18 protein-coding genes and 1 tRNA gene are annotated in these 11,536 nt (G+C 64.0%); 17 read left to right on the forward strand and 2 right to left on the reverse strand.

Annotation, left to right across the window (positions count from 1 at the left end):
* The first annotated feature begins 208 nt into the window (after positions 1-208).
* Positions 209-1,453, forward strand: coding sequence for an aminotransferase class V-fold PLP-dependent enzyme (locus QQS53_RS00270; protein WP_472774000.1), 1,245 nt, complete (start codon positions 209-211; stop codon positions 1,451-1,453).
* On the opposite strand, the gene QQS53_RS00275 is transcribed toward QQS53_RS00270, so the two are convergent.
* Positions 1,454-2,416 carry an NAD(P)H-quinone oxidoreductase gene (locus tag QQS53_RS00275; RefSeq protein ID WP_472774001.1) on the reverse strand — a complete coding sequence of 321 codons (963 nt, stop codon included), beginning with the start codon at positions 2,414-2,416 and terminating at the stop codon, positions 1,454-1,456.
* Positions 2,417-2,539: 123 nt separating this feature from the next.
* Between QQS53_RS00275 and QQS53_RS00280 the strand changes: the two genes are divergently transcribed.
* Positions 2,540-2,627: transfer RNA gene (locus QQS53_RS00280), tRNA-Ser, on the forward strand.
* Between the two features lie 160 nt (positions 2,628-2,787).
* The gene (locus tag QQS53_RS00285; protein WP_472774002.1) at positions 2,788-4,050 is read left to right on the forward strand and encodes a tyrosine-type recombinase/integrase; all 1,263 of its coding nucleotides are present in this window, start codon (positions 2,788-2,790) and stop codon (positions 4,048-4,050) included.
* Here QQS53_RS00285 and QQS53_RS00290 read toward each other — a convergent pair.
* On the reverse strand, positions 3,970-4,365 hold the full coding sequence (locus tag QQS53_RS00290; protein WP_472774003.1) for a helix-turn-helix domain-containing protein: 396 nt from the start codon (positions 4,363-4,365) through the stop codon (positions 3,970-3,972). The two genes, QQS53_RS00285 and QQS53_RS00290, sit on opposite strands and share 81 nt — an antisense overlap.
* Before the next feature lie 182 nt (positions 4,366-4,547).
* On the opposite strand from QQS53_RS00290, the gene QQS53_RS00295 reads away from it, so the two are divergent.
* The 14 genes from QQS53_RS00295 (at position 4,548) to QQS53_RS00360 (ending at position 11,501) form a co-directional block, all read left to right on the forward strand.
* A complete protein-coding gene (locus tag QQS53_RS00295) occupies positions 4,548-4,739 on the forward strand; it encodes a helix-turn-helix domain-containing protein (RefSeq protein ID WP_472774004.1) in 192 nt (63 codons plus the stop codon).
* Between the two features lie 85 nt (positions 4,740-4,824).
* The gene (locus QQS53_RS00300) at positions 4,825-5,406 is read left to right on the forward strand and encodes a hypothetical protein (RefSeq protein ID WP_472774005.1); all 582 of its coding nucleotides are present in this window, start codon (positions 4,825-4,827) and stop codon (positions 5,404-5,406) included.
* Between the two features lie 2 nt (positions 5,407-5,408).
* Positions 5,409-6,476, forward strand: coding sequence for an AAA family ATPase (locus QQS53_RS00305; protein ID WP_472774006.1), 1,068 nt, complete (start codon positions 5,409-5,411; stop codon positions 6,474-6,476).
* 203 nt (positions 6,477-6,679) lie between these two features.
* Positions 6,680-7,102 carry a hypothetical protein gene (locus QQS53_RS00310; protein WP_472774007.1) on the forward strand — a complete coding sequence of 141 codons (423 nt, stop codon included), beginning with the start codon at positions 6,680-6,682 and terminating at the stop codon, positions 7,100-7,102.
* A 17-nt stretch (positions 7,103-7,119) separates the two neighbouring features.
* Positions 7,120-7,785 (forward strand): helix-turn-helix domain-containing protein, encoded by a 666-nt coding sequence (locus QQS53_RS00315; protein ID WP_472774492.1) that lies wholly within the window; start codon positions 7,120-7,122, stop codon positions 7,783-7,785.
* A 119-nt stretch (positions 7,786-7,904) separates the two neighbouring features.
* Positions 7,905-8,105, forward strand: coding sequence for a hypothetical protein (locus tag QQS53_RS00320; protein ID WP_472774008.1), 201 nt, complete (start codon positions 7,905-7,907; stop codon positions 8,103-8,105).
* Positions 8,098-8,910 (forward strand): hypothetical protein, encoded by an 813-nt coding sequence (locus QQS53_RS00325; RefSeq protein WP_472774009.1) that lies wholly within the window; start codon positions 8,098-8,100, stop codon positions 8,908-8,910. Before QQS53_RS00320 ends, QQS53_RS00325 begins: the two co-directional genes overlap by 8 nt.
* A 38-nt stretch (positions 8,911-8,948) precedes the next feature.
* Positions 8,949-9,140 (forward strand): hypothetical protein, encoded by a 192-nt coding sequence (locus tag QQS53_RS00330; RefSeq protein WP_472774010.1) that lies wholly within the window; start codon positions 8,949-8,951, stop codon positions 9,138-9,140.
* Positions 9,141-9,142: 2 nt separating this feature from the next.
* Positions 9,143-9,409 carry a hypothetical protein gene (locus tag QQS53_RS00335; RefSeq protein ID WP_472774011.1) on the forward strand — a complete coding sequence of 89 codons (267 nt, stop codon included), beginning with the start codon at positions 9,143-9,145 and terminating at the stop codon, positions 9,407-9,409.
* Positions 9,399-9,563: a hypothetical protein gene (locus QQS53_RS00340; protein WP_472774012.1), complete on the forward strand. Its 165-nt coding sequence runs from the start codon at positions 9,399-9,401 to the stop codon at positions 9,561-9,563. The genes QQS53_RS00335 and QQS53_RS00340 overlap by 11 nt, the downstream gene beginning before the upstream one ends.
* Positions 9,564-9,642: 79 nt before the next feature.
* Positions 9,643-10,188: a hypothetical protein gene (locus tag QQS53_RS00345; protein WP_472774013.1), complete on the forward strand. Its 546-nt coding sequence runs from the start codon at positions 9,643-9,645 to the stop codon at positions 10,186-10,188.
* A 183-nt stretch (positions 10,189-10,371) separates the two neighbouring features.
* Positions 10,372-10,722: a hypothetical protein gene (locus QQS53_RS00350; RefSeq protein ID WP_472774014.1), complete on the forward strand. Its 351-nt coding sequence runs from the start codon at positions 10,372-10,374 to the stop codon at positions 10,720-10,722.
* Positions 10,715-11,164: a hypothetical protein gene (locus tag QQS53_RS00355; RefSeq protein ID WP_472774015.1), complete on the forward strand. Its 450-nt coding sequence runs from the start codon at positions 10,715-10,717 to the stop codon at positions 11,162-11,164. The genes QQS53_RS00350 and QQS53_RS00355 overlap by 8 nt, the downstream gene beginning before the upstream one ends.
* Positions 11,157-11,501 (forward strand): hypothetical protein, encoded by a 345-nt coding sequence (locus tag QQS53_RS00360; protein WP_472774016.1) that lies wholly within the window; start codon positions 11,157-11,159, stop codon positions 11,499-11,501. The genes QQS53_RS00355 and QQS53_RS00360 overlap by 8 nt, the downstream gene beginning before the upstream one ends.
* Positions 11,502-11,536 lie beyond the last annotated feature (35 nt).

The raw sequence follows: 11,536 nt of genomic DNA on the forward strand, positions 1-11,536 counted from the left end.
GGCTAAATTAGCGGCCGGTTCCGCACGCCTTGGTCGTCGCTAACAGTGCTGCTAATGGCGGTATAAAGGCGGTGAATATATACCTAATGACAAAGCGCATTAGCCATTCCTGGGCATTTCAGTATTGTGGTGAAGTGGCGTATAAAGTGGGGTGGCATAAGGCGCGCAGCTGCGCCCGGAACAACCACCCAAGGAGGGTTCGAACCGCATGGTCACACGGTACGATGTCGCCAGTGTGCGCGGCCTATATACCGGCTTGTCGGGCGGTTGGACGTATCTCAATGCACACGACGTGCCGCAAATCCCGGAAAAGGTGATCGCGGGCGTATCCCGTGCTTTCCGCACCTCCGCCTTGGTGGCGGATCAGGACATCCCCTCCGGCACGCACTCGGCGGCGCCGCAGCCCGGCCGCCTGGAGGGGCAGTACTATATCGACTCCGCGCGCACCGCCGTGGCGGACCTGGTGGGCGCTACCGCCGACCGCGTGGTGCTGGGCGCCAACCTGCCGGTGCTCTACCAGGCGCTGGCGCGGGCGATCGCGCCGTTGCTGCGCGCTAATTCCTCCGTCGTGCTGTCCAAGCTGGACCCGCCGGAGCTCTACTCGGCCTTCACGGAGGTCGACGCGCAGGTGCGCTGGGCGCAGCCGGACCTGGGGACCGGGGAGATGCCGGCCTTCCAGTTTGCCGATCTTGTCGACGGCTCGACCCGCCTGGTCTCCCTGGCCGCCGGCCACGAGCTGCTGGGCACGGTGGCCCCGGTGGAAGAAATCATCGACACGGTCAACACCCGATCGCGGGCCTGGACTCTGGTGGATATCTCCGCCACGGCGGGCTACCGGCCGGTGGATATCGACGCGCTTGGCGCCGACATCCTGGGCGTCGACCTAGGCAAGCTCGGCGGTCCGCAGGTCGCCGCCCTGGTCTTCCGGGACACCCGCATGTTCAAGCGGATCGACGCGCTGAGCCCCGGCCGTCACGGCGCGGCCAAGCTGGAGACCCCCGTGTCCACGGGCCTGGCCGGCGGGGTCAGCCCGCTCATTGATCACTTCGCCGCCCTGGGTGGGGAGGCGGCTGGCCGCGGATCGCGCCGGCGCCGCCTAATTGCCTCGATGCAGCTGCTCGAGCCCTACCTGAACGGGCTACGCGACGATCTCTACCAGTTCCTCGGCACCCTGCCCGCCGTCCACATCCTGGGCGTTACCGGGGAAGCCGCCGCGGGCGCGAAGGAGGATCGCCTCCCGCGCCTGAGCTTCGCCGTCAACGGCGTACCCGCGGAGACCGTCCACCAGCGGCTCTTTGATAATCGCCTGGTGACCACGCTGGCCCCGTCCACCCCGCTGCTGAGTGAGATGGGCGCGGACGAGATCGGCGGCGCCGTCACCGTCGCCCTGGGGCCGTTCAACACGGCCTGCGACGTGGAGCACCTGACCCGCGTGGTGGCCTCGCTGGCCTGATTAGTCCGCGACTTCCAGCACCAGCGTGCCGGTGACCTCGCCGGAATCCAGGGCCGCGTGGGCCTCGGCAGCTTGGGATAGCGGGTAGGTGGCGTGCCAGTGGTGGCGCACCGTGCCGTCCGCCAGCCACGGCCAGACGTTGTCCACGGTATCCCGCACGATGGCCGCCTTGTCCTCCAGGGAACGCGCGCGCAGCGTCGTGCCCTGCAGGGTCAGGCGCTTGGCCACCAGGATGCCCATGTTCAGCTCTTCCTTGGTCCCGCCCTGCAGGCCGATGGTGACCATGTGGCCGTCCTTGGTCAGGGCCTTCATGTTTTGCTTCAGGTACTTCGCCCCGATGATGTCCAGGATGACGTCACAGGAGTTCTTGAGCTCCTCGGCGAAGTCCTGCTCGTGGTAGTTGATGAGGATATCCGCGCCGAGCTTCCGGCAGGCCTCTAGCTTCTCCGCCGAACCGGCGGTGACCGCCACCTTGGCGCCGAGCGCCTTGGCGACCTGGATGGCGAAGGTGCCGATTCCGCCCCCGCCGCCGTGGATCAGGATGGTCTGGCCCTCGTGCAGGCCGGCCTCCATGGCGATATTCGACCACACCGTGCACGCGACCTCGACGACCGAGGCCGCGTGCTCCAGGCTGTAGCCTTCCGGGATGGGCAGCAGCTGACCGGCCGGCACCGCGACGTATTCCGCGTAGGCGCCGCCGGCGAGCAGCGCGGCGAATTCCTGGCCGACCTCAAAATCGGTGTCGCCCGCGTCTGCGATGGTGCCGGCGCACTCTAGGCCGAGCAGCTCCGACGCGCCCGGCGGCGGCGGGTAGTTGCCCTGCGTCTGCAGGATATCGGCGCGGTTCACGCCGGCGTAGTGGACCTTGAGCAGCACCTCGCCGGGCTGCAGCTCGGGCTGGTCCACCTCGGCGAGCTCGAGCGAGCGTGGGGTATCCGGATCTTTTTGAATGATTGCCTTCATGCCCTTCCACGGTACCGAAACTTCCGCAGCTTCCGCAGGTAGAGAATCCGCAGGAAAGGCCCCGCTTTACCTGAGCGGAGACCCGCTCGGGTAAGGTGAGCATGTCGCCTGCGGGCGGCAGATGGAGACGTGGCAGAGCGGCCGAATGCACTGGTCTTGAAAACCAGCGTGGGGAAACTCACCGCGGGTTCAAATCCCGCCGTCTCCGCCACTACAGCCCAAAAAGTAGCCTCTAGCTGGGAAAACTAACCAAATATCACGTTTCACGCTCGGGGGAGCAGTACACGCTGGTACAGTGTGAGACACGCTGAATCACACTGACACGTCTACATCAACCCCCGCGCCGGGGGAACATAAGGGGAACACTCACCATGCGCCGCACGTGGGGAAAAATACAGACCAAAAAACGCCGGTATTACCCGAGCTACCTCGGTCCCGACGGGCACCGATACACACCCGGTCGCAGCTACGCCGCACGCACCGACGCCGAGCTATGGCTAGCCGAGGAGCGCCGACTCATAGAACTCGACGCCTGGGAGCCGCCAGCGGTACGCGCCGCCCGCGCCCAGCTCGACCACACCACGCTGCGCCAGTGGCTCGACCACCACCGGGCCCTGCTGAAAAACCGCCCGCAGCCCCCGAAAGAATCCACACTCCAGCAGTACGACCGAGTGCTGAAGAACCGAGTGCTCGCCCCCTACGGGGCCGGGGCGGACGATCCTAGGGTTACGCGCCTAGCCGATATGAGACTCCCGGACATCACTCCGCAGGTGGTGCAGGCCTGGTGGGATGGCGTGCAGGCCTGCTATCCGGGAATGGCGACGACGAATAGGCACGCGTATGGGCGGTTGAAGGCCGCGCTATCCGCCGCTGTTGACCGGGGACTTATCGCGAGCAACCCCTGCCAGGTGAGGGAGGCGACCAAGCGGGTGCAGACTAAAGAAAAATACCTGCCGACGGATGGGGAGCTCGCGGCGATCATCGAGGCCCTGCCCAGCCGGCACCGCGCTATCGGTGTACTGACTCTGCACCACGGGCTACGGATCGGGGAAGCGCTAGCCCTGGAGGCACGGGACGTGCACATCGGCGACGCCCCGGCGCCCTACCTACCGCCGGTGCAGGTGGAGGTGAGGCAGAATCTTCAGCGCCTACGCGCCGAGGATGGACACTACGATATGCATCTACTGCCGCCGAAAACTCGGGCCGGGTACCGAACCGTCCCTATCATGCAGGCCGACGCCCCGACGATTATCAGGCAGGCGTGCCGAGCGCGCCGTGTGACGGTGCCGACCCCAACCGGGCGGGCCGAGCTCGACCTGCTGAGCACCACCGCCAGGGGCGGGGCAGTGCATGATACGTCGTTTCGTAGTGTCCTCGCCCGCGCTGTGGACCGAGCCGGCGCCGATCCCCGTATACACCCGCATAATGGCCGGAATTGGCTAATCACCCGACTAGCTGAGCAGGGGGCGACCATCCGCGAGATCGGTAGGCTCCTAGGCCAGGATGATGTAGACACGATCGTGAAGATTTACATGAAGATCCGCCCGTCGCGGCTAGTCTCCATGATGGACGGGGTGGGGAATAGCCTGAGCGTCGAGCAGGCCGGCCATATAGGCGGACGCGACGTCCACTAGGTGGGCAGGCAGACTATCCACCAGCTGGTGCGCCCCGTCTCTACCTGCCGGGGTGGAGCGCAGTCCGGCGGCGTTAAGAATCTCCTCGGGGCTGATACCAACACCGGCGGCAGCCTTGATAAGCGCGGCGTCCGAGGCTTTGACAGGCACGCGCTCGCCGCCCCTGTAGGTGAAGCCCGACTCTAGGCGGCGCCACCAAGATACTGATAGTCCAGCGGCGTGCGCGGCCTCGGGCTTGCTGAGCCCATGCCGTTCTCGGGCCCGCTGGAGGAGGCGGCCGGGTAGCCACTGAGTATCGGGGGTTGTGCTGGTCATGGTGATTACCCTAGCAATTGGCGGGTTTATCTGGGGGAATAAGCATGACACGCGCCCCGCGATTGGTACACGCTGGTACAGTTTGGTACGCTTTTGTACAGCGGGCACCGGCGCAAACTACACCGACGGTACCGCTCAATAAAGGCCCTGCAAGGCCGACACACCGACAGAAAGGACTTCTTATGACCCGGATATACGGGGAGGGTCTCGTCGATACTAGCGAGGCGGCGCACCGCCTATGCGTGTCGCGCAGCACCCTATATCGACTCATGGACGCCGGGGATCTCCCGTGGGTGCAGGTCGCCGGGCGGCGGAAATTCCGCCCCTCCGACCTTGACGCCTTCATGAGTGAGAATCTACGGATCGGCGCCTAGCCCCTCAACTAAAAAAATAGACCCCCGCGGAGCTGCAACTCCGTAAATGCGGGGGCCGCACCGACAGAAAGGAAAATTCAAACCGATGCCTAATCATCGTAACACGAGCCGCCCAGCGGAGCGAAAAACCACCGACGCCTGGCAGCGAGTACTACTCCAATCGGTAGTCCTTAAGCGACTGAACGCGATCCACCGCGACTACAAGGACGCGGTCGTTGCAGACCTGGAGCCGGGCGATAAGCGCGCAATCAAAAACGAACAGGGCGTGACTTACGGGTCTATCTCAGTCACCGCGCCCGGTAGGAAGGCAGTATGCACCGACCCCGCCGTGCTCCTAGCCCAGGCGGATGAACGCGGGGAGGAAATCATCGATGCCCTACCCGAGCCGGGTACTGAGAAGGCGCAGGCCGCGATCGACTTTCTTTTTGAGCACGCCCCGCACCTCCTCGATAGTGGCGTGACCCCCGAGGTGGAAAAGCAGATAGCCGATGACGTGCTGGAGGCCTGGCAGATCGACGGCACCGTACCTGCGGGGTGGGAGATCCGGGACGCGTCGAAGCCTACGACCCGAATCACGGCGGGCCGCAGCACCGCCGCTAAGGCAATCATCGACCGAATGCTGACCAGCGCCGCCGATGTGCTGGAGCTGGAAGAGGGGAGCAACTAAACATGATGAATTTCACGACCCGTAAACCGAGCTGTAAACCCTCGTTCCCGCTCGTCCTCCTCGCCGGGATCGAGGGAGCGGGCAAAACTTGGGCCGCCGTGGAGGCCACCGCCATGCCCGCCGTAGACCGAGCGTTCTTCATCGAGGTTGGGGAATCCCAGGCCGACGCCTACGGTGCGGTACCCGGCGCCGACTTTGAGATCATCGAGCACGACGGAACCGTGGGACAGATCCGGGGTGCGATCGAGTGGGCTGCAGCCCAGCCCGCAGACGACGGCAAATTTAACCTCCTGATCATCGACTCACTATCTGAGGTTTGGACGCTGCTGTCTGACAACGCCCAGCAGGAGGCGAACCGGCGGGCTAAGCGCCGGGGCAGGAACGTGCCCGAGGACGGGGTGCAGATCACGATGGATCTATGGAACCGCGTCAAGGACACCTGGGGCGGGATCCTGTACCAGTGCCGCCAGTTCCCCGGCCCCGTCCTCATGACCTCACGTCTAGAGCTCGTCACCGCGATGGACGCGAACGGGCACCCGACGCAGGATAAATACTGGAAGATCAAGGCCGAGAAAACCCTACCCTTCCAGGCGTCGGTAGTCATGCAGGCCCGCGAGCCCCGCCGCTGGACGATGACAACGATCGCGACGACGGTACCCGAGCTACAGCTGCAGCCCGGCGGGGAGATGCAGTTTAAGGACTTCTCAGTCGAGAAGCTCCTCACCACCATGGGGATCGGTGCTGACGCGGAGTCCTCGACCTACGTACAACCGCAGGCCGACGGCGAGTTCAACGACGAGAGGCGCGCACAGGAGGAGGAACAGCAGCGCCGCGAAGAGTACGTGGAGCGCCAACTCTCCGGCCTGGAGAGGGCCGAGGAGCAGGGCGACGTGAACACCCTAAAGAAGGCGCTGGACTACTACGGGCGGACGAGCGACCAGCAGCTCGCAGGGATCGCCCGGGGTATGGTCGCCCGCCTAGAGAAGGCGCAGGCCGAGCAGGCGCGGCAGGCCGTGCAGGAGGAGCTCGGCGGGGAGGTGGTCGAGGGTGAACTCGTGACCGCTAAATAACCCGCCTAGGGTGCCCTCGACGGCGAAAATGCCGACGGGCTAAGGGCTAGTGCCACATGCAGGCGTTAGCCCGCCTATGGCCCGTCTAGCCGGTAAAAACACATGATGTGCCCTGCGGCCCGGGCCATACAAGGGCCGCAATTTTTTATACCTGCACCGGGGCTGCAACCCCGACCGAACTACGACAGAAAGGATCTGCGATCATGCGCAGAAACCAACCCCTGCGACGAACCCCGATGAAGCGCACCCCGATGAAGCGGCGGGCGCGCCGGGGCGGGGCCATGCCCCCCGAGGTCTACCGCACCGTTATGGAGACTCGGGCGCGGGGTGAATGCGAGCTCGCCCTGCCGGGCGTGTGTACCGGCGGGGCGGAGGAGTGGCACCACCGGCAGCGGCGCCAGCGGGGCAACGACAGGGTGTCTAACGGCCTCGCAGCGTGCCGCGCCTGCCACCACCATATAACCCACGTGTCGCCGGCAGTGGGCCGTGCGGGAGGGTTTATCGTCCACTCCCACCATCCTGACCCTAGCCGCGCTCCGGTGTACTGGCGGGGCTCCTGGTGGCTACTGACCGAGGACGGGCAGCGGGTGCCGGCCGACGCCCCGACCGAAGATGAGGGGGTCTAGATATGAGCCTGCGGGCAATGCTGTGGGCCCTCGATGAGGCCCCGTGCGAGTCATCGGCCGAGCGCCTGATTCTCGTGTACCTCGCCGACTACGCGGACGACTCGGGGCGCGGGGTGTTCCCGGCCCTCCAGACCGTCGCCGATCGGGCTGGCATGTCGCGCTCGACGGTGAAGCGACACGTGCAGGGGATGGCTAGCCGGGGGCTCCTCGCCCCGGGGGATGAGCGGTTGGTGAGCCACTACCGGCCGGATCGTCGGCCTAAAGTATGGGATCTTTCGTTGGGTTTATCTACCCGTTTAACGGGGGGTCAAAATGACCCCTCGCTCGGTAACGGGGGGTCAAAATTGGCCGAACGGGGGGTCAAAAACGCGGAACGGGGGGTCACACATGACCCCCAAACCGTAAATATAGATCCATTAGAAACCAATGCGATTTTTCCCGAAAACAAGGGCGGCCGGGGTGCGCCTAACGGCGCTACCCCACCCGACCCCGTAGCCGAGGCACGGGCAGCTTACGCCCGGCCCAAGGCCGGGCCGCTACCCATCGAGGCCTACGGGGCGTGCAGCAGCGTCCACTGCCCCCGCTGCGGGGCCGAGGCCGGGGAGCCCTGTACTCGCTACGGGGTACAGGCTGTACTGCCATGTGGCGAGCGCCTGGCCGCTTCTAGGAAGGAAGAAACCTAGTAATTTACATATGCACGAACATTGTGTAATATGTACTTGGGAGGACAGGAACCACGGGCTGCAACCCGTGACCACACCGCCACACCGGCGATAATCCTCCGACAGAAAGGAACCAAAACATGAGAATCGATCATCATCTCGGAGCCCTAGGACTCCTCGGCATGGTCATCGCCACCGTGATAATCGTGCCCATCATCGTAGGCACGCAGGTAGCCATCGCCCTGCACCCCCTCGTAGGCCTGGCCGTCGGCCTCGTCGTAGCACACGCCATCATCATGGCCTGGGCCGCCCTCACCGAGCAGGGGGCCACCGATGACTAAATACTGCGAGCAAGACGGCTGCAGCCAGCCCATCTTCGACTACGGACTGTGCGCCAAGCACGTCGTCCCGCTCCTCGAGGGGAGCGTGCCGAACGATCGGGCTAAGGCCCTCATTAAAAGCCGGATGCAGGGCGGGCGATCCATGAACAAGGTAGCGAAACTCGCGGGCACCAGCTTCGGCGCGATACAGGGCCACCTGGACGGCAAAAACCGGCATATGAGCCTAGACATGTACAAGAACATTCAGGCCATCGAACCACTGCCCGCAACGTGGAATCACCCCGAGCTCATGCGCCGCCGGCTCACAGCCCTACGGGCCGTCGGGGTCACTCACCGGCAGATACGGCAGGAGGGCGGGCCAATCCACCACACGATCAAGCGGATCATGTCCGAGGAGCATATCTTCATCGATGAAGATCTCGCGACCCGTATCCGCGAGGTCTACGACCGACATGAGGGTGACTCGGTAGAGAACGCGATCCCCTCGGTGCGGAACCTACACCTCCCTCCGCCTGCCGCCTGGGATGACATCGACGACCTGGACGCGAAACCCGAGGGCATGTCGATGGCATTCGTTGGGAACCGTAAGCGGTTCACCGAGCCCATGAAGGCCCGCCTACGCCTGCTCATACAGGTGTACGGGCTGGAGGGCGCCGCCGATCGACTATCCTGCTCCGCGCCCCGGCTACGGAAAATCGCGGCGGGCCAGTACGCGGAGATCCTGGAGAGTGAAACCCAGCGCCTGCGCTCCGCATGGAAGGTGTTTCTCGCCGAGCAGAACACCGCCGAGCAGGAGGGGGCATAATGCACTGGTTTGGCCCTGAACCCCCCGAAACGACGGACATGCAGGTCACCCTAGTGGACGAGTACGACGGCCTGCCCTACACCCACACGGTGACGATCCCCGCCGGGGTAGAAGACCCCACCGAGGCCATCGAGGCCGAGATCATCGAGGGCGACATCACCCCACCACTAGCTGAGCACGTGCAGGACTGGGCCGTGCTCGACTACAACCCCCTGGAAAGGACGTTTTAACCATGAACACCAACGACTGCCTGCTGAATAACATCGCGACCCGCCTGGGTATCGCACCAACCGAGGCCTACAGGGGCGCATGGGTGTACGAGTCCGACGAGTTCGACCTGGAGGTGCGGGACACCGTGAGCGGGAACTACGAGGCCCATCTAGTCCTGGACGGGCGCGCCTACGCCACCCTGGCCTGCCGCGACCATGGAATGCTTGCCGCGATGGTGCGCGCCGCCCTCAACCATGAGTGCCTATGGGAGGCGCGCTATGCGGCGTGAACCTGACTACAGCCTGCTAATGAGCGACGTCCGCCAGCTCAAACTCGACCTAGAGCAGATGGCCGGACTCGCCCCGTCCCAGGAACGGGAAGCGTTCTTCGACGCCGCCGACATGGTCAAAAACCTCCTCGAAACCCACGAAAGGAACCACTAATGCTCAACCTCCTCACCGCCCTAGCCTTCACCCCCGACGGTGGCCTAGCCGACCCGAACCACCCCATCTACATTCTGCTGTGGATGCTGACCCAGCTGGGGGTGCTGTAATGGCCGGCTACACCCGCAAACAGCTCATCGACGCGTGGGACGCGATCGACCGCATGGACGAGGGGCACTACAGCCTAGAGGCCTACAACCGCGACTTGGAGGCGATTAAGGCCGCCCTGCCAGAACGACCGAAGAAGACCATGGACGACATCGGCTGGGACCAAGACCAGAATTTTCTCATGCAAGCCGACTACAACGGGGAAAACGTCGCCATGCTCGGATGCTCGGTTGAGCACTACACCATCCTCACCGACAAGGGGCACATCGCCCCGCGTCACCTCACCCCGACCGGGAGGCGGTACAAGCTCGTACTCGACGACCACCCGGATTTTTTAGGGACTGAGCAGGACTACAAGGACGCGCCTGAAGGGACTGTGGTTGTAGATGCTTATCGCCTCACTGCCTGGATAAAAAAGAGCGAAGTCTGGGATTCAGCTGACGAATTGAGCGTTGAGCACCACGATATGGTCGGAGATCCCCGCCGTGTCCTGCGCTGGGGGTGGGGCACCGAATGAGCATCGGCCCGTGGCAGCGTTGGTTCGCGTGGCACCCCGTCCGCACCGAGCAGCACGGGTGGCGCTGGCTACGCACAGTAGAGCGCCGACAAATCACCGGCCCCACATTCAGCCCGTACGAAAAACCGCATCTGTGGGAATACCGGCCCACGTCTGGAAACCGGCACGAAACGGAGACCACCAATGACTGACCTCACTATGCCCCACCTCCAGCGCCTACTCGACCAGGCCGCGCCTGGGCCATGGACGGCGATGACCCTGTACGACGACGGAACGTCCGGCCCGGATACGTCACGCCAAATGAGGGATGCTGGCGAAAAGTACATAGGGATTATGCATGACCCGCACGCGCCCCTCGCAGCCCTCGCCCCGGAACTCGCAGAAAAAGTAATCCACCTACGCGACGCACTCGGATACCTCATAGAAGAAGTACACCTCGCCGCCGAAAATAGCGACGATGTAGTAGTCCGAGAGCGAGTAGTCAACGCCATAGGGACCACCATCATAAAAGTCCTAGGAGACCAGGATGAGTAGCCAAGACCGGGCGCTTGCCTCCATGGTGACTCTCACGCCACCGGACGGGTGGGGTGAGACGTGTGTTGCGTGGGTGGAGTCCCGCGACGCGGAGTGTGGGAAAGACGTGAAGCACGGTTTTCTATGCGCCCGTCACTCCACAGTCGCTAAACGCCGCTGGGAGAAACAGCAGGCGAAGCGCCACGCCCGACAGGAGCAGCGTGCGCAGCACCGGGCGAAGCACTTACCGGAGTGGCGCGCCGAACTTGACCGCATTGACGCGGAACTCACCACGCGCACCCAGCTGCTGACCACTGACCGGGCTTTCTCCGGGGGCGTCGGAACCAAGCAGCACAAGAAGCACCTGCGTCGCCAATTCTCCGACGCAAACGTCGAGCGCGTCGGCACACTGCTCCGCCGACGCCAAGAACTCGAAACACTGATAGGAGCCCACGATGACTAACCTCACCACCAGAAACCTCAAACACCTACTCGACCAGGCCACACCAGGGCCATGGGAATACAACCCCGGCGAAGCCCCAGGAGAGTGGTACATCGGCGACTCGGCCACCTGGTCCATGTGCATCGCGGTCGAAGCAAACGGCGAAGGCTCTTCATGCTCGGACGCTGACCTCACACTCGCAGCCGCTGCACCGGAACTCGCGGAAGAAGTAATCCGCCTACGGGAAGCTATCGACCGCCTGCAACGCCACACCCGGATGCAGTCTGGATTCAACTGCCTAGCGTCAGACATCGCAAACGCACTCCACATCATCCTGGAAGGAGACCGCAATGCCTAAGACACTGGCAGACCTCACCCCGGAGGAGCAGCAAG

It is taken from the genome of Corynebacterium sp. 2571A (assembly GCF_055700935.1).